Below are 21366 nucleotides of genomic sequence, written 5' to 3'. Positions count from 1 at the left end.
ACTGCGGAAAGCTAACTCGGCTTCATTCACATCAACTCGGTTCGTGGACCTGTGAAGAGGTTATCAAACTGACTCAGGCTCAGGACCTATTAAAGGGGATTCCCCTTGTGGCGATGATGTGATTCACTGGTGGCGCTAAGGAGGCGTTGCCATGAGTGATCTGATTTGGTTGTCGGAGGCGCAGATGCACCGGATAGAGCCCTATTTCCCATTATCGCATGGCGTTCCGCGGGTTGATGATCGCCGGATTATCAGCGGTATCATCTTTGTCATCCGCAACGGCTTGCGCTGGCGCGATGCGCCCGCCGACTATGGACCGCCCAAGACGATCTATAACCGGTTCATCCGCTGGAGCCGGATGGGCGTATTCAGCAAGATCTTCGCGGGTTTGGCGGCGCAGGGCGGCGAACCGGATCAGTTAATGATCGACGCCACGCATTTGAAGGCGCACCGGACGGCGGCCAGCCTGCTCAAAAAGGGGCTGTTCCCAGACGTATTGGACGCACCAAAGGTGGATTGAACTCCAAGCTGCACGCGGTCTGCGATGGTCAGGGCAGGCCACTTATCATGCTGCTGAGCGAAGGCCAGATGAGCGACTACAAAGGCGCAGCGCTGATGATTGATGCCTTCCCAAAAGCCAAAACCCTACTCGCTGACCGGGGCTATGACGCCGACTGGTTCCGGCAGGCCTTGATCGACCGCGGCATTACCCCATGCATCCCCTCAAAGGCTAACCGTAAAGTTCCGATCCCGCACGACCGCGTCCTCTATCGACAGCGCCATAAAGTCGAAAATATGTTTGGGAAAATCAAAGACTGGCGGCGCATCCACACCCGATACGACCGATGCGCGCACACCTTCATGTCCGCTATCTGCATCGTTGCAACCGTCATCTTCTGGATCAATCAATGAGTCCTGAGCCTAGGTTATCGGCACAAGACTGTCAGTTTTCCTAACCACCTTGTTTCTTTCGGGCAACGCCCCCCTTAGCCGCTTGAATGACGGCAAAGGGGAACCTGCATCTCATGATTATAGAAACCGGAAGATGAATCGTTTTAATTGAACGCTGTCGTGGGATAATCAATTTTCCATTATTGAATCCGATTGCCATCGCTTGCAAACAAGTGAACATGACGCGGGTTCGCATTAAGAAAAATCAAACTATCCTTTGCGATATCAGTGTTGACGGGTTGTTCCAGAATAATTGGATCATGTCCCTCAACGTCAGCATGGATAAGGCAGGAATTTCCAAGGTATTCCTTTAATTTTACTCTTGCTGAAAATATACCTTTTTCGTCCTGCGCAATTTCAAAACTGCCGGGGCGTATCCCGCAATAATGCGCGTTACGATCCAGTTTCAGGCTTTCCTGCAACGTTTCAAATGCACCTGTCAACGTGAAGATGTTCATCTTGGGCGCACCCATAAACTGCGCCGCAAACAGGTTTTGTGGCCGCTCATAAAGATCATGCGGGGATCCAACCTGTTCGATACGTCCGTCTCGCAAAAGAACGATTTTGTCGGCCAACGTCATGGCCTCGACCTGATCGTGAGTTACATAGATCATTGTGCGTTCCAAACGCTGGTGCAGTTCGGAAATTTGGGTACGCATATGGACCCGAAGTTCGGCATCAAGGTTTGAAAGGGGTTCGTCGAACAGAAAAGTTTGCGGTTGTCCGACGATGGCACGGCCAATGGCCACACGTTGCCGCTGCCCGCCGGAAAGCTCACGCGGATAGCGCTCTGTCAGTTTTTCAAGTTGCAACATGGTCACAGCGTCGCCAACCCGCGTTTTGATCTCGCTTGCCGAAGTTTTGCGGACCTTCAAGCCAAAGGCAATGTTTTCATAAACCGAAAGGTGCGGATAAAGCGCATAGGACTGAAACACCAAGGCGACACCGCGTTTGGCGGGTGCAATATCGTTCATTCGGCTGCCATTAATTTCAAATGTCCCGCCTGTGATATCTTCAAGTCCGGCAATCATGCGCAAAAGTGTGGATTTTCCACAACCGGACGGGCCTACAAAAACGCAGAACTCGCCGTCTTCAATGGTCAGATCAACTCCCTTGATGACATCCACGGTGCCATAGGATTTGCGGAGTTCTTTTAACTGTAATTTCGCCATCGTTTTACTCCACACGTCCAAACAGTTCGAGCCTTGGGGTTTCACGGATGTGTTTTGGCCAGGAAAGGGGCACTTCAAAACGTGTCGAAAGCAGGTCCTGGAAAGCAGCGAGTTGGCCTGCTGTTTCGCGTACAGCACGCGGCGTTATTTTGTGATCAAGGCAGTAGGCCGCCAGCGCCCCAACACTTTCGCCAATATTCCATTCCACCGGATGCAAACGGTAACAACCGTTGGTCAGGTGGGTTGTGCCAATATTTTTACAGGCAGGCAGCATGTTTTTGACGCGCTGTGGTATCAGGCAACCAAGTGGGATCTGAAACGGCCAATTGGCAATATCAACATAGTTGCGCGGTGCCGTGGATGGGTGAAGGTCGATGCGATAACTGCCAACACCTACTGAATCATAAAACTGTTCTGCCCCGACAAGGCCATCCCGCGCATCAATACCAACATGATTTTCGGTAACAGTGAACAGCGCCTTGATCCGCCGGCTTTCGCGGATATAGGGGGCGATGGTTAAACCGTCTAGCGTGCCCATTGCGTTTCCAGCGGGTTTAAGGCCGCGGTAACCATAGCCACCATCATGGCGGGGGGCTTCTGTTTGCATCCAATAAAGCATGGACAATGATAGTTGCCGCGCCCCTTCCAGATGTTTTTGAGCTTCTTCTGCCGGAACGCCAACAACCGGGCCGTCGCAATAATCAATTTGCGGCCAGTTAACCAGGCAAATATCCGATGGATACTGATCACCCACGTGGTTGCGACGATAGAAAATTCGCCGGTAATGCCAGTTGTCGGGGGCGAATTTTTCATCGCTGTCGCCAACGAAAAGCGGACGGTTGTCTGGTTCCAGTGTTACCGGGTTGGGGCCAACAAATGAAAGCTGACGGTCGGGCCAGAAATCCAGCTTGTAATCGCGCCAGATATCGTAATCACGCGGGCGTTCTATCGTATGATCGTCGTCCGGGTGGTAGCTCATGGCAAAGCACCAGCTAACGGCCTGCTGATCAAACGGGGCGGCGTCGCCTGGTAAGGCCGACGGCTCACCGGTTTGTGCCTGGCTTTCTGCACCAATGACGTGTTCAACCTTGCCAAGCTCTAAAAGTTCGCCAAGTTCAGTGGCGTCAATGAAATAGGCGCCCGATAGAACAATATCGCCATATTCGGCAGAATGAACCGTAACAGATGTAAATTCGTCATCCCTGGTTTCTACGGCAACGGGCTTTGCATTCATCAATATTGTCAGACGGTCTGTTGCAAACCATGGTGCCAGCATGGCGTCGATCGCGGCAACGCCTGCGCGCGGTTCAGCACAAATGGGCGATACATTGCCACTGCCGGGGTTAAGGGCCTCATCGGCCATTGCCTCGTCGGTCAGGGGATAATTACGGCGATAATATTCGCGAATATGTTGCCGAAGCGCGCGGTAGCTTGCGGTTGAGCCATCGGTTTCAATCCACGGATTTTCATCCGGTGGTACAGCCTGTGTGGTTAATTGCCCACCCAACCATTTAAATTCCTCTGTCAGGATGACGCTTTTGCCAAGTTTCAATGCGGACAAGGCAGCGGCTATGCCTCCCAGTCCGCCTCCGATGATTACGATATCAGAGTTAAGTTCTTTCATTTTTATCCTTTCACGCCTGACAGGGCGAAACTTTCGACGATTTGGCGCTGGGCCAGAATGTAAACAATAAGCATGGGAATAACGGCAAGCGCGGTTGCTGCCAGTTGCAGATGCCAGAGCGGCAAGCCGTAGGTGTCGGTAAAATTGGCAAGGGCGAGCGGGAGGGTGAACAGTTCGATGTCGTTCACAAAAACCAGTGGTTCCAGAAACAGGTTCCAGGAAAACAGGAAGGTGATAATGCCAACTGCTGACAGGGCAGGCCGGGACAGGGGCAGCGCCACCTTGAAGTAAACCCCGAAACGCGAAAGCCCGTCCATGCGGCCCGCTTCTTCCAGTTCCTTGGGCAGGGCCAAAAAAAACTGTCGCATCAGGAACGTGGCCATGACCCCCTGCGAACCAAAAAGCGGCAACAGGATTAGCGGCATATGGGTGTTCATGAACCCGAGTTTTTTCATCAGAAAAAAATTGGGAATGATGGTGACTTCTTCTGGCATCATCAGTGCCGATATCAGCAGTAACAGTACCAGCGCACTACCGGAAAACCGCAAACGTGCCAGCGCATATCCGGCCATTGAAGCCAGAAACAGGGTTAACCCCGTTACAAGCACTGCAATGTAAAGCGAATTGAAATATTGCCGGGCAAAAGGCTGGTAGGCGAAAATTTCTGAAAAATTCGACCAGTGTATTTTTGACGGGATCAGGGATGCCGACGAAAATACGTCTGCCTGCCCTTTCAGTGCACCGGAAAGCATCCAGATGAAGGGAAAGACAAAGGGGATAGCCAGCGCACAAAGACCGATGATCCAGCAAATACGGGTGATTTTCTGTTGCGTGCGATAAGTCATTTGCGCGCCGCCTTCAGGATCGTTTGTAGGATGGTAAGCGCCAGAATCAGCACGAACAGGATGACGGCAAGCGCTGATGCGTAACCGGTATTGAAGAATTTAAAACCCTGTTCATAGATGTAAAAGGCAAGCACCAGTGTTGCGTTCTGTGGTCCACCGCCCGTCATCAGATAAATGTGGTCGAAAACCTTCAGGGAACCGACAACTGTAATCACCATGATGACAAGTGTGGTGGGGGCAAGAAGAGGCCAGGTGATTCGGCGGAAAATTTCCCAGCCATTGGCACCTTCAAGTCTGGCGGCTTCCGTATAGTCACGCGGGATGGATTGCAGGGCTGCGATATACAGGATCATGTTCAGCCCAACTGTTTTCAGAACACGGGTGAAAATGACCGACGCCATGGCCCAATGTGGTTCGTGTAACCAGTTCGGCCCGTTAATGCCAATGACGGATAATGCCCGGTTAACAGCGCCACTTTCGTGTTGAAGCAGGAATGTCCAGATGATGGCCCAGGCAACAGCCGAGGTAATAACCGGCGCAAAAAACACGGTGCGGAAAAACACAGCCCCGCGGACCGACCTTGAAAGGGCAAGTGCCAGTCCAAGTGCCAGTAACATGTTGAGGGGCACCAGTCCTGCTGCAAAGACCAGCGAATTTACCAGCACGTCCCAGAATGTGTCGTTGCGGGTCAGGGCATCGACATAGTTTTCAATACCCACAAAGTGCGATTGCTGGCTCAGCAAATTCCATTCGGTTGTGCTGTAATAGAATACTGCGATCAGGGGACCGACGAAAAAAATCATAAAGCCCGTTAGTATCGGACTTACGAAGAGCCATCCCGATATCGCTTCGCGCGCTTTCAGTGTCAGGGATGGCCCCTTGATGGCAGCGGACATGTTCGCTTCCTTTGTAGGGCAATGTTGGATGCAGGTTTTACGCGTGCCGGGTTATGGGCGACGATAACGGGTGGTATCGTCGCCCATCCTGGTTGTGCGTTACAAAAGGGGCTGAATGCCCTGGCAAAGTTTGGTCATGGTTGCCTGAATGTCGGCATCCTTTGACCAAAGTGCATCGAACTCCGGCCGGGCTTTTGCTTCGATTTGTGGGAAATGTTCATGGCTTGGCAGGACGGAACCGTTTTCAATGCCTTGGGCAACAATTTTCATTTGTGCCGGGGTGATTGCCGGGTTACTAGACAGGAAAGCGTCTCCTTCAAGTACGGATTTACGTGCCGGCGGGAAAAATTCGGCCATTTTTGCAACGTTTTTTGCGCTGGTCATATAGGCAAGGAATTCAGCTGCGATTTCTTTGTTTTTACCCTGAGCAAAGGCAACAACAGCTGCCTGGCCAACGGTCGCCGCATTTCCGGCGGGGCCGGCGGGCAGGGGCGCAATTCCCCAGTCAAAATTTGCGTCGGCCAGTTTGGAAACGCGTGAAATCTGAGTAACAGTCAGGGCTGATTTACCTGAAAAGAAATCGCCCTGTTCGCCAGGGGGAACGGCTGATCCATCGACATAAATCATGTTATGAAACAACTTGATGGCCTTAACGGCCTCGGGGCTGTCAAGGTGGCAGGTCCCATCTGTCCATGCATTCCCGCCATAGGCGCGGATGATCGGGATCAGGTTATGCCATACGCGTGCGCTATAGCCCTGACCATCAACTGTTTCATAACCCCATACCCCTGCATCTGCGTTGCGCAGGGTGGCGGCATCTTTTTTAAGCTGTTCCCACGTCCAGGTGCCATCTGTTGCACGCTGGTCCGGTGTTTCCAGTCCGGCGGCATCGTAAAGCGATTTATTGTAATAGACGAGAAACGGTGACGTCGAAAAAGGAATGCCATAAACACTATCGTCTTTGGTCCAAAGGCCCATGGCAGATGTCGAGAAATCAGCATAGTTATAATTTTCTGTCGCGTGCAGTGTCTTTGAAACGTCGGCTAATGCGCCCGCTTCGACAAAAGCCGGGGCCGAGTTTTCAAGCAGCCAGCCAAGGTCGGGGGGATTGCCACCGGCCATTTGTAATGTCAGCTTTTGCACATAATCCCCAAAGGGAATGGTGTCGTACCGGACGGTTACATCAGGATGGGTTTGCTTGAAACCGTTGGCGATATCGTTAAGCATATCAAGGTGCGCCTTGCTACCGGTCCAGACAGTAAAACGCAATTCCTCGGCATTCACGTTTGTTGCGATGGTTCCACTAAACACGGCTGCGCAAATTAAGCGCTTAATCATTATGGTTGACATTTTTTTGTTACCTCCCGTTTCAGATTAAGTTCAGATGGCTTGCAGGGTGCTGCCTGGTACGAAACCGCAAGGCAACGTGGTTTTTATGGGGGTGTTTTCAGGGCTTCTGATCTGCGCAATCAGGTTGCGCACGGCGACTTCGCCCATTTCTTCCCGGGGGACGGAAATCCGCGTCCAGCGTTCGACATCGGCGGGTCGGGTTAGCGGGGATGCCAATGCAACGATGGAAATGGTCTGTGGTACACTGCCGTGCATTGCGGCCACCTGGCATTCTAATGCAACGGCGTGTTTGAAGGTTTCGGTCAGAACAACAGTGTATCCATCGTCCAGACACCGACGAAGCCATTCACCATTGATGTCATCAGTTTCACATCGTTCGACGGAAAGGGTCAGGTCTTCTGCCTGCCGTCCCATAAAGCCACGTTCGCGGTCAATATTTTGTTCGCGGACTTTCGTTGCGCCGACAAACTTTAATTTGCGATGGCCCAATGCGGCACAGCGTTTTACTACATCGGCAACGGCAGCGGCGTAATCGGCGGCGACCCAGTTAAGTTCTGCTTTGACAGTATCGCGGCGGCCAATGGTTACAAACGGAAACCCCGTATCGTAAAGCCGTTTTAGCTCGCGTTTATCGGGTTCTTCGCCCAACAGAATAGCCCCGTCGGCAACACCCATGCGGTTGGCACCACCTGGAAAAATGCTGCGCGGCCCTTTTTCAAGCGACGATGATGTGAAAAGCAGCAAGTCCTGCCCAAGTTTCATCGCGCCGCGCTCAATGCCAAGTAAAAATGGATAGAAGAAGTTTTCACTGTCTGACGGAAAGATGGCTTCATAAGTAAAAACGCCGATAATATTGCGCTTTCCCCCTGCCAATGACTGGGCAACAACATCCGGGGCGTAACCCAAAGTCTCCATCGCTGCCCGGACCCGTTTTTCGGCCTCTTCACCAACACGAATGGTTTTGCCCGGCTTTGGCGAAATCACAGCAGATACCACGGCGGTTGAAACACCGGCCATGGCGGCAACATCGCTTTGGGTGACACGCTTGATGCGACTTTGCTTAACGGACACTAAAACACTCCGGATAAACGCGAGATTAAGCGCATAATCTATTTGATTAAGCGTATAATCTAAAAGATAAATGCTGTCAACCCCCAGTTCAATTCGGCTTCATAACGTGTCAGACGGTGACATCAATGGCTGATGATTTTGATCTGCGACTTCCAAACCTGATCGAAGTGGTTTGGCTGCTCATGTGCGATCCGCAGTAAAATTTATCTGCCCATCTTGACAAAGCAGCTGTGGCTTATATCTTTAAGATGTAAACCACAATTGCTTTGTTTGTATCATTCCATCTGATTGTTTTATCAACCCGCCATCTGGGCGGATTGTTCCAGTATGTGACGATCCAGAATTTTCAGATGGGGGCCTTTGGCAATCGCGCCGGCGGCTTCAAGTTTTCGCAAAGACCGGGAAAATGTTTCGGGCGTCACACCAATCCGGCTCGCGATTTGGCGCTTTTCAGGATAAGCGACGGCATTGACACCCACAGACTGTTCGCCGCTACGATCTTCAAAATCAATCAGAAACGATGCAATTCGTTGCAATGGTTTTGTGTGGCGAAGCTGATAGACTTCGTCGAGCAAAAAGCGTTCCCACTCTATCAAGCTAACAAGAACGTCGGTTGCCACACGCGGTGTGCTGCGCAAAAGGGCGACACAGGCGTCACGCGGCACCACCACAATTTCGCATTCTTCCATGACCTCGCAATTTACCGGGTACGCCCGCCCGGCAAGTGAAATGGCCTCGGCAAAGGCACAGGCCCGGGTCAGGAAATGCATAACGGTTTCTTCGCCCTGCGCCGAAATCCTGACCAGACGCAACTGCCCGAATAACAAAAAGTATAAATGATCGGCGATATCACCCGCCTGAAACAAGTATTCGCCAACAGCATGGCATTCGACCCGGCATTTCCCAACCAGATCGCGGAAACGTTCTTCCCCCAGGGCTGAAAATAACGGGGCCGTTGCAACAAGATCACGTTCCGTTTCAGACAGCGGTCTTGAACGCATTTTCGTCTCCATCATTGCCTGCAAGGCCGCACCATTCCGCCAGTATTTCAGCGTTGGCAATGCGGATAATATGGCCGTTGGAATGTTGCGTTACCCCAACATCGACAAGCTTTTTCAGCGCGCGCGATATGGTTTCGCTGGTCATGCCCAGCTTGCGCGCCAAGGCCGATTTTTCAATGGTCAGCGGCGTTTCATAAACACCATCAATCGCCACCGCATCGGCCAGTAAATAAATCCCCAATCGCTGGGCAGCGGATCGGCATTTAAGTTCTTCGGCCTGACGCAACATCTGGCATAACCGCTCCGTCATTGCCGACATCATGGTCAGGGCGCAATCAAAATGATCGGCCAGAAAATCGGAAAAACCCGGACCGTCAATGCGAATGGCGGTTGTTGCTTCTAACGTGCGAACTGAAACGGCATAGCACCCCTCGGGCACCAGCGCACATTCGCCCACCAGTTGGCCATTGCCCAAAAGATCAATCAGGCCACTTTTGCCACTGCGATCTTCAAACGACAGTTCAACATGCCCGTTCACGATCAAATACAAAGCCAACGCCGGTTGGCCCGATGAAATCATCGCGGTGTCTGCATCCAGCCGCACCCAGTCACACAGGCCTGCCAGCTCAAGAATATCTTCCTGTGGCCATGTTCGGAAATAAGTCGCAAAGCGAAGAACACCAGCGATACGTTCGATATCGTTTATCATGACATGATCCGTAATGCGGAGACGGTTGTAATCTATGCTGGAGTCACTCTAACCATGTGTCCTCATCGCTGCTTTGTTCCATATCAACCTGATAAAACCGCCGCCCGCCACCTCATTGGGCAAAACGGCTAAGACCATCGCGATCCCGTATGGTCATATCGACGTCACGTTCGATAAATCCACCGTCTTCAAGCCTGCGCAAAGCACGGGAAAATGTTTCTGGCGTCACACCGATCCGGTTGGCAATCACATGTTTTGGCACTGACAATTTATCGCCGCCATCCTGTGCCAGTAAAAACCCGGCCAGACGTTGCATCGGGCTTCTTTGTCGCAGGTCATGCAATTCCTGATAAAAAAACCGTTCTCGTTCAATCAGGGACTGCATCATACGTCCAATCATGGCGCGGTCAGCTTTCAGGCGCGTCACAAACTGGGTTTTGCTAATCGCCACAACTTCGCTTCCCGGGGCGCATTCCGCCGACACAGGGTAATTTTGCCCGGCCAACATCACGGCCTCGGCCAGAGGTTCCCCGGCGGCTACCAAATGAAAAAGCGTTACCCGGCCATCACCAAGAATACGAAACAGGCGCACCTGACCTTTAATCACGATAAAAAATTTGTCCGCGGCTTCGCCTTCGTTAAACAAAAGCTGGCTCGCAGGATAAATGCTTACCGCCGTGCCGCTCACCATATCGGCAACTTCCGGTCTGGAAAACGCCGACATCACAGCAACATTGGAAATCAGGTCATAGTCGGCGGCAACCAGGTTTCGGCGTGACATTGTTCGTGCTCCCTGACAGATACGATTGAAAACAAGCACAATGCGACGGTCAACATTGCGACCAGAACGCAAGACATAGCCATCGGCCAATTTTCAAACTGTAAATGTTATAAAAAATCAAAAGGAAGGACGTTACAATGCGCAACCGCAATTTATACCGATCATTTAAACATGCCTTCCCGACCCTGGCTTACAGCCCGGTTTGCAGCATGAACTTTTCGGCGCGTGATCGCTTGATTCCGGTCAACAACAAATGCCAGCCAAAACCGTACATGACCAAATCATTGATCGATCAGAATGATCGCGGCCTGGGCAAAAACAACACCAACAACAATCACGATCAAAAAAGCCGCAAATAACCCGGTCCAACTGCCTTGGGCATTCCGCAGCCCGAGATAAAACCGCAAAATCAGCCACGCCTTGGTACTTGCCACCGCCATAATAATAACAACGGGCAAAAAACGCGCAATCAGGGCACCGCCCGGCACCTGTTCAAATGTTGCGGCCAGGGCAAGTATTGTGGCCGTGCTGGCAACGCCCCACACCCATGTCGCAGTTCGCGCAGAAACGGTTTTGTGTTCCATCATCGCACCAGATAAATCACCGGAAAAACCAGTACCCAGATCAAATCAACCATATGCCAGAATGCCGTCCCGGTTTCGATATTGATCCGGCTGGGCCAAATGCCGACCACACATAAAATGCCCAGTCCCAACACCACATGCAGGGCATGAAAGCCGGTGATCAGAAAATAAAGGGTGAAAAATGTGCTGGTATCGATGGTGATGCCCGCATCAATTTTAGCCCCATATTCAAGCAGTTTGACAATCAGAAAAACCAGCCCCAAAAGTGCCGTCGCCCCCAGCCACACCCGACAGGACAGCAGCTTGCCGTGTTCAACCGCGCGCATGGCAAAAACGGCACATAGCCCGCTGGTCAGTAAAATGATGGTGTTTATCCCCCCGGCCAGCGGGCTTAGATGCAGCTGGTCGGCGGCGAAACCGGCGGGGTCCATAATCCGCACCGCGGAAAAAACCAGCAAGAAGGCGCCGAACACCACAAGTTCGGATAAAATCAGCACCCATATCAGCGGATGGCCGGGCAAAAATTCCAGCCCGCCCCACCCGCCTGTATCTTCGTCCCCCTCGGGCGCGGCTATGTCGACGGCAACATCGCGAACCGGGCAATCGACGGTATTTTTATCACCCTTCATTGCACAAGCTGCCGGTAGATACGTGGCAGGGCTGCTGGCAAATTTTCAAGTGTGCCGACAATGGCATGACCGGCCGCCCCAAAAATATAGGGGAAATAATCCTGCGCCTTGCGATCCACCGTAACGCCGAACAAAGCCAGCCCGTCGCGGCGACATTCCCGCACCGCGCGGCGGCTGTCTTCAATGCCATAACGCCCTTCATAATGATCAACATCGTTGGGTTTGCCGTCGGTAATCACCAGCATCAAACGGTTTTGATGCGGGCGGTCGTCCAGCAATTTTCCCGTATGGCGAATGGCTGCGCCCAAGCGCGTATAATAGCCCGGTCGCAACGCCTGAATGCGTTTTTGACATTGCGGCGACCAATCTTCAGCAAATTCCTTGATCGCGTTGATCCGCACCCAGTCGCGGCGGCGCGAGGTAAAACTGAAAACACCAAACTCATCACCGCAAACATCCAGCCCGCTGGCCAAAACCGATAATGCCTGTTTTTCAACATCAAGCACCCGATGATCCTTAACCCAAGCATCGGTCGATAAGGATACATCGATCAAAACCGCGACCGACAAATCGCGCGCGCGTCGCACATGGTCAAGATAAACACGGCCGTTAAGTTCGCCCGTGGCACTTTGGTCGCACCGTGCGCGCACCAGGGCTTCCAGGTCCAGCTCTGCGCCTTCAAGCTGACCGCGCAAAACCTCGTTACGGGGGCGAAATGCCTCGAACTGGCGGCGAATACGGCCAATTTGCCGCCGCTCAACATCATCGGGATACCACATGCTGGCCTCATCGCGCATGTCACTGGCGGCCTGCATGATGACCTTGCAATAGTCAGGACGATAGGCCTGGCGGCGATAATCCCATTCGGGATAAACCCACTCGCCGGTTATGCGTCCGTCATCGGCCCCGGCGGGCGGTAAATCCAGATCAAAACGCAGCTTGGTTGCCGCCTTGCGTTTGCAGTCGGAAATTTCCATTTCCTCAAGCTCGTCGGCGGCTTTTTTGGCATCGTCGGCGTCTTCGTCGTCCATCGGGCGGTTAACATTAACCATTTCGGCAATCGACAGAATTTTTTCAAACCGGTTTAACGCCAGCGGGTCATCACGTCCTGCCTGATCGTTTTTTCGCCGCCGGGCACTTTTTTTCCGATCGCGATCGCCATCGGCAGAGTCAGCATCGTCTTCATCCTCGTCACCATGCTTTCGCGTGGCGGTGCCTGTAAAATACACATCGCCCCACAGCGGCACCGGCAAAAACGGCGCATATCGCCCCGTTTGCACCGCGCCAGCTTTTAACAAAATTTCGGCTGGGGCGGGTTCAGACAGGCTCCGGGTGATGAACGGCCATAAATCGGGTAGTTGGCGTGTCGCGGTGGGCTGTAAAATTGCCAGAACGCAGTCTTCAACCTGCTGTTCGACCTTTGGCAAAACCCGGCTGGGCCGCAGCGCGATAAAGGCATTATATAACCGTTTGCGCAGTGCCATAATGCCGGGGAACAAGGCACAAAGGGCAATATCGGTATGATAGGCCCGGCGCAACCGGGCAATATCAGTGTCAAACAGGCTGGTGGATGTTGCCGTTATGACCGGTTGCTGTGCCGATGCCGCAAACCATGCCATCAACCAGATATAAAGATCACGATTAAGCGCCCGTGCGGGAAACAGTGACAGTTCCGGCGGCAACTTAACCGCCATTTCCGTCATTTCGGCCACGGCAATTTGTTCGTCCACCAGGCCAATTTTTTGGCGCCACCCTAACCGGTGAGCCGATACCCGTTTATCGATCTGGGCAAATTCAAGGGCCGGGTCACCGCCAAGGGCGCGAAATATGACCGGCAACACTCCCCGCACATCAATAAAGGCAACCGCGCAGGATTTATGATCGACATAACTTTCCTGATTGCGCGAGGCAAGCCGGTGCCACAGCATGCCGATCTGTTCTTCAAATTCCAGAAAATCGAAACCCATTTTCGCCTCCCGATTTAACCACGGATAATGGCGATGGCTTCGCGCAGCCCGGCCTTGATATCGGCATCATCTGATAGCGGTTCAATAATGGCGGCGGCAACGGCACTGTCAAAATCCACCCCTGCCATCAGCAAGGTGGCGCAATACACCAGCAAACGTGTCGAGGCCGCTTCCTCCAGGTCAATGCCCGAAAGCTTGCGAATATTGCCTGCTATTCGAACCAGTGTCGCCGCGCGGTCGCGGTCGATACCGGTTTCACGCATAATTACGACTGTTTCGCTTTCAGGGTCGGGAAAACCAAATTCCATCGCCAAAAAACGCTGCCGGGTAGAGGGTTTAAGCTGCTTTAGCAGGTTTTGATAACCGGGGTTATACGACACCACCAGCATGAAACCGGGCGGCGCCTGCAAAACCTCGCCGGTGCGATCAAGCGGCAAAATACGCCGATCATCGGTCAGGGGATGCAACACCACCGTTACATCCTTGCGCGCCTCGACCACTTCATCAAGGTAACAAATACCCCCGGTTCGCACCGCGCGCGTTAACGGGCCATCGGCCCAAACAGTTTCGCCGCCCTTGATCAAAAATCGCCCGGTTAAATCGGCGGCGGTTAAATCATCATGGCACGAAACCGTATAAAGCGGCACACCCAGCCGGGCGGCCATATGACTGACAAACCGGGTTTTGCCGCATCCGGTTGGGCCTTTTAACAATAAGGGAAGGCGTTGGGCAAAAGCGGTTTCAAACAGGCGCTCTTCGTTACCCGTTGCGTGATAAAACGGAACATCGTCCGCGGCAGGCTTTTCTTTAAAAACAACAGACATTTGACTGTACCTGACCCTAAAGGGAAGAACCAAAAGACAATGGCCGGTTCCCCATGTTAACCGGCCATTATCCGCGACGTGCCTATCGCAAAGGGGAGCATGGATTTTGGCACGTTGCCTTGATTACGGTTACTTGCCAGTCTGGCGAACTGCGCCAGTTGCTGGCCGTGCCCGTGGTACCACCACCAGCGACCAGATGATCAGGGTGACACCGATCAGCACCACCACCCCGGCCCCAAGCCGCATCCAGTAAAACAGTGCAATCTGGTCTTGCACTTCCATATAGGCCATGCCCAGAACCCGCTGAAGATGCACTTGCACAATCCCGGCAAATGTCAGGGTAAAGGTCATGAAAGCCATAGCACTGGTCGTAATCCAGAAACCCCACATATTAAGTTGCTGATTGTACGGGGCACGCCCGCGCAAATAGGGCAAGGCATAGGTGAAGATGGCCAGGTTAAGCATCACATAGGCCCCGTAAAAGGCAAGGTGCCCGTGTGCTGCGGTAATCTGGGTGCCGTGGCTGTAATAATTGATCGAGGAAATGGTGTGCATGAAACCCCACACACCGGCCCCGAAAAACGCCATAACCGAACACCCCAGCGCCCAAAGCAACGCCGCCTTGTTGGGATGTTCGCGGCCCCCTTTCCACACCATGTAGAAACAAAACACGACCATGGCGAAAAACGGCACGATTTCCAGGGTGGAAAATACATTGCCAATCCATTGCCAGTAGCCGGGCGTTCCGATCCACAGATAATGGTGGCCCGTGCCAAGAATGCCGGTAAACAGGCTAAGCGACACCATGACATAAAGCCATTTTTCGATCACCTCACGGTCCACCCCGGTCATCTTGATCATCAAGAAGGCGAGAATGGATGCCATGATCAGTTCCCAAACGCCTTCCACCCACAGATGGATGACATACCACCAGTACATTTTGTCGAGCGACAGGTTCGCCGGATTATAAAAGGCGAACAGGAACAGCAAGGCAACAAACCACAACCCGACGATCAAAACGTTCGAAATCGCAGTTTTACGCCCTTTCAGCAGGGTTAAGGTTGAGTTGTAAAGAAAAATAAGCGCGACAACGACAATGGCGACCTTGATCGGCAAGGGTTGTTCAAGGAATTCACGTCCTTCGTGAATGCCCAGAATATAACAAACAACCGCCGCCAACGCCGCCGCCATAAACAGCCAGAACTGGATAATCGCCAGTTTGGGACTGTGAATTTCCGTTTCGCATTCTTCGGGCAGCAAATAATATGCAGCACCAAAATAGCCCATCAACAACCACACGATCAGTGCGTTGGTATGAATCATGCGGATAACGTTAAACGGCAAGACTTCCGACAAGAAATTCGGAAAGACATAAACCGTACCCGCGACCACACCAAACACGATCTGGGCTGCGAACAATGTCAGGGCACCATATATGTAATACAGCGCCACTTTTTGTGATTGATATTTCATTGTGGCCTCGTTTCCATCAGCATCACGTTACCCCGCCTCGTTTGGCGGCCAGCCCTGGGTGTTGATTTCGCTCGTCCATTTCAAAAAATCGACGAGTTCGTCCAGTTCCTGATCAGACAGATTGAATTGTGGCATCTGGCGTCTGCCTTCGATGCCGCTGGGCTGGGATTGCATCCAGGCTTTTAACGAGTCACGTGCGCCTTCCGGGTCTTCCTTGCCGCCATAGCGCACCCAGACATTGCCAAGCTCGGGGGCAAAATAGGCCCCTTCCCCCAAAAGCGTATGGCAATTGATGCAGGCATTGCGTTCCCAGATATGCTTGCCTGCCACAACAGACGCCGTCAGTTCATCCTCATTGGTGGATGTGGTGACGATGTAATTGTGACTTTGCAGGGTCAACCCGAGAAAGATGACCAGGAAGAAGATCGTCCCGCCGTAGAAAATATTCCGTGCGGCGGATTTTGTCAGACGTTCCGACATGTGAACGGATCCTCGCTCCGATTGAAATTCCGAAACCGTTCTGTCCCCAAAACGGTATCGGGCAATCATTTATCGGATGGAAGCTTCACACCTTGACGGTGGTCAAATAACTTTAAAGTCCGGGCAAGAACGGGGGAAAGGCCGCAGTCTGAAAACATCCGTTTCTGCTGGTTTCCTGCGATTAACCGGCAAATTTTACCTAAGATAAATTCCGGTTTTCACTCGCGCGAGCGGCCAAAATCCACGACATAGCGAAAACGATCCGCCGGATATTCGGTGCGCGACATTTGAAACACATTGTTTCGACTGTCCGAATACCATCTTTTAATCAACAGCGACGGGCTGGCCTCGACAGCTTTAAGCGTGGCTGCTGCTTGCGCAGATAACTGGCGGGCCGATACTTCCTGATGGATGGCTTCAATACGGACCTGATATTGCTCCTCGATCAAATCAGCAATCGGGCGCGCCGTGGTCCCTATTTTATCGACAACGCCATTGTAAAGCGCGTCAAAATAAACCTCGACCAGACAAACAGGTTCGCTGGTTTCGTTCTGGTTCCAGCGAACCCCTTTGACCAGCACCAGACTTCGGCCAACACCAAATCCGATTTCGTCGGCCATTTTTTTGTCCAGAACGATTTCCTCGATGGACGTAATTTGCAATCGCACCGACGTCGTATATTGCAGCAAATCCTCGACCGAATTCCAGCCAGCCTGGAACGCCTGATTTCTTTGCGAACTTACCACGCGCGAGCCAATAGCAGCACTGCGCACAATCAAACCATCCGACTGAATATTGCTAAGCGCGGTGCGGACCGTCGCCCGGCTGACACCAAACCGCGCGCACAGATTTTCTTCGGTCGGTAGAAGTGTATCAACCGCGAATTCGCCAGATGAAATGCGGGCCCTGAGATAATCCTCGACAATTCTGTATTTCGGCTGGCTTTGCTTTGTTCCCAATTGGTTAACGCCCTTGTTTATACGCCTACAATGCGGCACCAAGAAAATTTCAGCGCGCCTTTATCTTTCCGTTTGACAATGTACGTACATTCGAACAAAGTATTGTACGTACATTCGAACAAACAGCGTAACCATCATACAAAATGCGTTTCGCGATGTGAAGGTCTGAATAATGAATAACCGTATAGAAGCGGACGCCTACGGAGAAATCGCAATACCGTCCGGGGCCTATTGGGGTCCGCAAACGGAACGGTCGCGCCTGCTGTTTGCGATTGGCGACGAACGTTTACCGGTCGATGTCATTCGCTGTTTCGGTGCCCAAAAGGCGGCGGCGGCGCGCGCCAATATCGCCCTTGGCCTTCTGCCCGAAGCACTCGGAGCCGTTATTATTACCGCTGCAGAGGAAATGCAGGCGGGCCGTTTTGACGACCAGTTCCCGGTTGCGCTTTGGCAAACGGGCTCGGGCACCCAAACAAATATGAATGCAAACGAAGTTATCGCAAACCGTGCGAATGAAATACTGGGGCACCCCATCGGGGCACGTTCCCCCATTCATCCCAACGATCATGTTAATCTGGGGCAGTCATCGAACGATACATTCCCGACGATTATGCATATGAGCGTGGTGCGTGCGGCCTTTGGCCCGCTGGCCGACGCAGCCCGGCAATTGTCAGCCGATCTTGGCGCGCGCGCAGACGAATTTCATGATTACGTGAAACTTGGCATGACGCATCTTCAGGATGCCCTCCCTGTGACGTTGGGGATGGAATTTCGGGCATGGCAGCGCCAGATTGACCATGCCTGGCGCCGGATTGAAGCCCAAACGCTGGAACTTTGCGAAATTCCCCAAGGTGGCACGGCAAGCGGCAGTGGTGTTAATGGCACGCCCGGATTTGCCAATACACTTGCAAAGGATCTGTCGCAGTTTGTGGGCAAACCGCTAACAGCCAGCCCGGCCCCGTCCCATCTAATGGCGGCACATGACGGGTTTGCCGCATTGTGTGGAACGTTAAATGTTCTGGCGTCAGCCCTGTTAAAAATATGCACCGATATCCGGCTGCTTACTTCCAGCCTTGGCGGCAAACCGGCCATGTTTTTACCTGATGATGGTCTGTCTTCGTCCATCATGCCGGCCAAACGCAATGCAACTGTCTGCGAAGCCGTCATTCAGGTCTGTATGCGGGTTATCGGTAATTCAGCCGCCGTTACGGCGGCAAACAGTTCAGGTGTTCTTCAGCTCAACACCTGCAAGCCGCTTATCCTCAATGAAATTCTCAATTCGATTCAATTGCTTTCGGATGCGCAGCAGGTGCTGGCCTCTGGCTGTATTCGGGGTTTGCGGGCAGATCGCGACGATCTTTTGCGCTCGCTTGAGCAATCCCCTGTGCTGGGCGCTATTTTAGGCCCGGTTCTAGGTTACGACACCGCCGCCCGTGTCACCCGGCAATCGTGGGATACCGGTGTAGCAATGCGCGACATCCTTGAACGCGAAGGACTTCTTTCGCGTGCGGAATATGACAGGCACCTTGCCGCGGTTTTAAACCCGGATCATCTCGACAAAACCGCCGGTGCCAGCCCTTGCGCTCCGTCAACGCTGCCCCGCACGGATAAAAAGGAGCAATCCAATGCCGTTTGAAACGCTGACACCGCTGTCGCTAGTTGATTCTCCTTTATTCGGACAAAGCTTTGTCGATGACGACATGCGCGCTGTTTTTAATTTCCGTGCCTACGTGCAACGGTGCGTCGAGGTGGAAGTTGCCCTTGCCAGCGCCGAAGCCCGGCTGGGCGTTATTCCAAAAGCCGCAGCAACAGGCATTGCAGATGCCGCAGGAAAATATGAATTTGACCTGGACTATCTGCAACGTGAAACCGCCAATGTCGGCTATCCGATCCTGCCGATTGTCGAACTGCTTTCGAACGCCGCTGGTGATGCAGGCCGATATCTGCATTGGGGTGCCACAACCCAGGACATCATGGATACGGCCACGGTGCTGCAACTTCGCCAGGCGCTGGATATCATCGTTTTACGGTTAAACCAGACCATCGCGGCGTTGCGTATCCTGGCCAAAACACATCGCGATACCCCGATGGCGGGCCGCACCCATTTGCAGCACGCCCTGCCGGTTACCTTTGGCTACAAGGCCGCCGTCTGGTTAAGCAGCCTTGAACGGCACCTAGAACGCATTGCGCAGTTAAAGCCCCGGCTTTTGGTGGTGCAGTTTTCAGGTGCCAGCGGAACACTGGCATCCCTTGGCGACAACGGATTGGCCGTACAGGCCGAACTGGCGCATGAACTTGGCCTTGGCGTGCCCGCCATCACCTGGCATTCCAGCCGCGACAGCATGGCCGAAGCAGTTCAGATCATGGCATTGGTCTGCGGCAGTCTGGCCAAGATCGCTCTTGATATATCCATCATGATGACGACCGAACTTGGCGAAGTTGCCGAACCCTTCGGCCAGCATCGCGGCGCTTCCAGCACGATGCCGCAAAAACGCAACCCGATTTCGTGCGAGCTGATAATCGCGGCGTCCAAAATGGTGCGCCAGCATGCCGGGCTGATGCTCGACGCCATGGCCCATGATTTTGAACGCGCCACTGGCCCGTGGCATCTGGAATGGTCTGCCATCCCGGAAAGTTTTGCCCTGACATCCGGTGCCTTGGCCCAGGCGTCCTTCATGCTGTCCGGGCTGGAAGTTTACCCCGAACGGATGCGGATTAATCTGGATTTTTCGCGCGGATTGATCGTTGCCGAAGCCGTGATGATGGCATTGGCCCCCGATACCGGCCGTCAGTCCGCACATGATCTGGTCTATGCGGCGTGCCGACAGGCCGTCAAAACCGACAAATCGCTTTATGACATTTTAAGTGAAACGAAAAATGTTGTCGATTTTCTCGGGCTTGAAAAATTGAAACATCTTACCAACCCCGAAAACTATCTTGGTGCCGCAAGTAAAATGGTCGACCGGGTTCTTGCCAACTCTGACTAAATCCCGGCTCTCCACTTCCTTTAAAAACAATCACCTGAATGGAAGGACATGTTCGAACCACCTTTAAAACAGTGTTGCACATCAAATACCCGCCACAATTCAAATAATGACTTGCTGCCATAGCAATAAAATCTTCAGGGAGTTCAAAATGCGTCTGTTAAATAAAAACATTCTACTCGCCGGTGTCGCCCTGCTGGCGATCACGGGCCTCGATTTTTCTGCATCTGCGCAAGAAATCATCAAGTTTTCTCACGGGGTTGCCCCCGATACCCCAAAGGGCAAAGCGGCCGAGTTTTTCAAAAAACGTGCAGAAGAAATTCTGGGCGACAAAGTCAAAGTTGAAGTCTATCCGAATTCCCAGCTTTTTGACGATAACAAGGTCCTCCCCGCCATTCTGCGCGGCGATGTGCAGTTTGCCGCACCGGCACTGGGCAAGCTTAATAAATGGACCCAAAAGCTGCAGGTGTTTGACCTGCCGTTCCTGTTCAAGGACATGGATGCCGTTTCCTGCTTCCAGGACAGCGACAAAGGCAAAGGCCTGTTTAATTCCATGACCGACAAAGGCATGCTTGGCGTTAGCTATTGGCATAACGGCTTGAAACAGCTTTCCGCCAACAAACCGCTGCGCGAACCGACCGATGCCAAAGGCCTGAAATTCCGCATTCAAACGTCGGATGTTTTGGCCGCACAGTTTGAAGCTGTTGGTGCTGTTCCGCAAAAAATGGCTTTTGCGGAAACCTATACCGCCTTGCAAACCGGTGTGGTTGATGGTCAGGAAAACACCTGGTCAAACATGTATTCGCAGAAATTCTATGAAGTTCAGGATTACATCACTGAATCCAACCACGGCCTGCTTGATTACATGGTCATCACCTCGGACAAATGGTGGAACGGGCTTGATCCCGAAATCCGCAATGGTCTGAGCCAGGCAATGGACGAAGCCACCAAATATGGTAATGACCTGGCGGCTGAATTGAACATGGAACAGCGCGACAAAACGTTGAAGTCCGGTGAAACCAAACTTGTTGAACTGACCGATGCACAGTTCACCGACTGGCAGACG

General features: G+C 52.7%; 20 protein-coding genes. 4 read left to right on the top strand and 16 right to left on the bottom strand.

Annotated features, from left to right (window positions below; genetic code table 11):
- The first annotated feature begins 151 nt into the window (after positions 1 to 151).
- Positions 152 to 912 (top strand): IS5 family transposase gene (locus TMES_RS14125; protein ID WP_143589663.1). Its coding sequence is split into 2 segments (ribosomal slippage): positions 152 to 485 and positions 485 to 912, totalling 762 coding nucleotides; the frame shifts between segments, so codons are not numbered across the junction.
- Between the two features lie 179 nt (positions 913 to 1091).
- On the opposite strand, the gene TMES_RS14120 is transcribed toward TMES_RS14125, so the two are convergent.
- The 16 genes from TMES_RS14120 to TMES_RS14045 form a co-directional block, all read right to left on the bottom strand.
- Positions 1092 to 2123, bottom strand: coding sequence for an ABC transporter ATP-binding protein (locus TMES_RS14120; RefSeq protein ID WP_085583651.1), 1032 nt, complete (start codon positions 2121 to 2123; stop codon positions 1092 to 1094).
- 4 nt (positions 2124 to 2127) lie between these two features.
- Entirely contained in the window at positions 2128 to 3747 is a 1620-nt protein-coding gene (locus TMES_RS14115; RefSeq protein ID WP_085583649.1) for an FAD-dependent oxidoreductase, read from the bottom strand.
- 2 nt (positions 3748 to 3749) lie between these two features.
- Positions 3750 to 4592: a carbohydrate ABC transporter permease gene (locus tag TMES_RS14110; RefSeq protein ID WP_085583647.1), complete on the bottom strand. Its 843-nt coding sequence runs from the start codon at positions 4590 to 4592 to the stop codon at positions 3750 to 3752.
- On the bottom strand, positions 4589 to 5488 hold the full coding sequence (locus TMES_RS14105) for a carbohydrate ABC transporter permease (RefSeq protein WP_085583645.1): 900 nt from the start codon (positions 5486 to 5488) through the stop codon (positions 4589 to 4591). Before TMES_RS14105 ends, TMES_RS14110 begins: the two co-directional genes overlap by 4 nt.
- 99 nt (positions 5489 to 5587) lie before the next feature.
- Positions 5588 to 6838, bottom strand: coding sequence for an ABC transporter substrate-binding protein (locus TMES_RS14100; protein WP_211275925.1), 1251 nt, complete (start codon positions 6836 to 6838; stop codon positions 5588 to 5590).
- 30 nt (positions 6839 to 6868) lie between these two features.
- Positions 6869 to 7909 carry a LacI family DNA-binding transcriptional regulator gene (locus TMES_RS14095; RefSeq protein ID WP_085583643.1) on the bottom strand — a complete coding sequence of 347 codons (1041 nt, stop codon included), beginning with the start codon at positions 7907 to 7909 and terminating at the stop codon, positions 6869 to 6871.
- Positions 7910 to 8205: 296 nt separating this feature from the next.
- Positions 8206 to 8910 carry a Crp/Fnr family transcriptional regulator gene (locus TMES_RS14090; RefSeq protein WP_158091239.1) on the bottom strand — a complete coding sequence of 235 codons (705 nt, stop codon included), beginning with the start codon at positions 8908 to 8910 and terminating at the stop codon, positions 8206 to 8208.
- Positions 8888 to 9619 (bottom strand): Crp/Fnr family transcriptional regulator, encoded by a 732-nt coding sequence (locus TMES_RS14085; RefSeq protein WP_085583640.1) that lies wholly within the window; start codon positions 9617 to 9619, stop codon positions 8888 to 8890. The genes TMES_RS14090 and TMES_RS14085 overlap by 23 nt, the downstream gene beginning before the upstream one ends.
- Before the next feature lie 112 nt (positions 9620 to 9731).
- Positions 9732 to 10400: a Crp/Fnr family transcriptional regulator gene (locus TMES_RS14080; protein WP_085583638.1), complete on the bottom strand. Its 669-nt coding sequence runs from the start codon at positions 10398 to 10400 to the stop codon at positions 9732 to 9734.
- Positions 10401 to 10681: 281 nt separating this feature from the next.
- Complete coding sequence (locus TMES_RS14075; protein WP_143589662.1) at positions 10682 to 10987, bottom strand: cytochrome C oxidase subunit IV family protein; 306 nt, start codon at positions 10985 to 10987, stop codon at positions 10682 to 10684.
- Positions 10984 to 11613 carry a cytochrome c oxidase subunit 3 family protein gene (locus tag TMES_RS14070; RefSeq protein WP_085583634.1) on the bottom strand — a complete coding sequence of 210 codons (630 nt, stop codon included), beginning with the start codon at positions 11611 to 11613 and terminating at the stop codon, positions 10984 to 10986. The genes TMES_RS14075 and TMES_RS14070 overlap by 4 nt, the downstream gene beginning before the upstream one ends.
- Positions 11610 to 13580, bottom strand: coding sequence for a nitric oxide reductase activation protein NorD (locus TMES_RS14065; RefSeq protein ID WP_085583632.1), 1971 nt, complete (start codon positions 13578 to 13580; stop codon positions 11610 to 11612). Before TMES_RS14065 ends, TMES_RS14070 begins: the two co-directional genes overlap by 4 nt.
- 14 nt (positions 13581 to 13594) lie before the next feature.
- Positions 13595 to 14404: a CbbQ/NirQ/NorQ/GpvN family protein gene (locus TMES_RS14060; protein WP_085583630.1), complete on the bottom strand. Its 810-nt coding sequence runs from the start codon at positions 14402 to 14404 to the stop codon at positions 13595 to 13597.
- 129 nt (positions 14405 to 14533) lie between these two features.
- Positions 14534 to 15877 (bottom strand): cbb3-type cytochrome c oxidase subunit I, encoded by a 1344-nt coding sequence (locus TMES_RS14055; RefSeq protein WP_085583628.1) that lies wholly within the window; start codon positions 15875 to 15877, stop codon positions 14534 to 14536.
- Between the two features lie 27 nt (positions 15878 to 15904).
- Positions 15905 to 16357, bottom strand: a complete 453-nt coding sequence (locus tag TMES_RS14050) for a c-type cytochrome (RefSeq protein WP_085583626.1) — start codon at positions 16355 to 16357, stop codon at positions 15905 to 15907.
- A 218-nt stretch (positions 16358 to 16575) separates the two neighbouring features.
- Complete coding sequence (locus TMES_RS14045) at positions 16576 to 17316, bottom strand: GntR family transcriptional regulator (protein WP_143589661.1); 741 nt, start codon at positions 17314 to 17316, stop codon at positions 16576 to 16578.
- Positions 17317 to 17488: 172 nt separating this feature from the next.
- On the opposite strand from TMES_RS14045, the gene TMES_RS14040 reads away from it, so the two are divergent.
- The 3 genes from TMES_RS14040 to TMES_RS14030 all read left to right on the top strand — a co-directional run.
- Positions 17489 to 18952 (top strand): class II fumarate hydratase, encoded by a 1464-nt coding sequence (locus TMES_RS14040; protein ID WP_085583623.1) that lies wholly within the window; start codon positions 17489 to 17491, stop codon positions 18950 to 18952.
- Entirely contained in the window at positions 18942 to 20303 is a 1362-nt protein-coding gene (gene pcaB / locus TMES_RS14035; protein ID WP_085583621.1) for a 3-carboxy-cis,cis-muconate cycloisomerase, read from the top strand. The genes TMES_RS14040 and pcaB overlap by 11 nt, the downstream gene beginning before the upstream one ends.
- A 148-nt stretch (positions 20304 to 20451) precedes the next feature.
- Positions 20452 to 21366, top strand: a 915-nt coding sequence (locus TMES_RS14030) for a TRAP transporter substrate-binding protein (RefSeq protein WP_085583619.1), incomplete at its 3' end; no start/stop codon positions are given.

The organism is Thalassospira mesophila (assembly GCF_002115755.1).
GTDB classification, from domain to species: domain Bacteria; phylum Pseudomonadota; class Alphaproteobacteria; order Rhodospirillales; family Thalassospiraceae; genus Thalassospira; species Thalassospira mesophila.
Note: the sequence above shows the minus strand (reverse complement) of the source record. Positions and strands in the feature narration are given on the sequence as shown.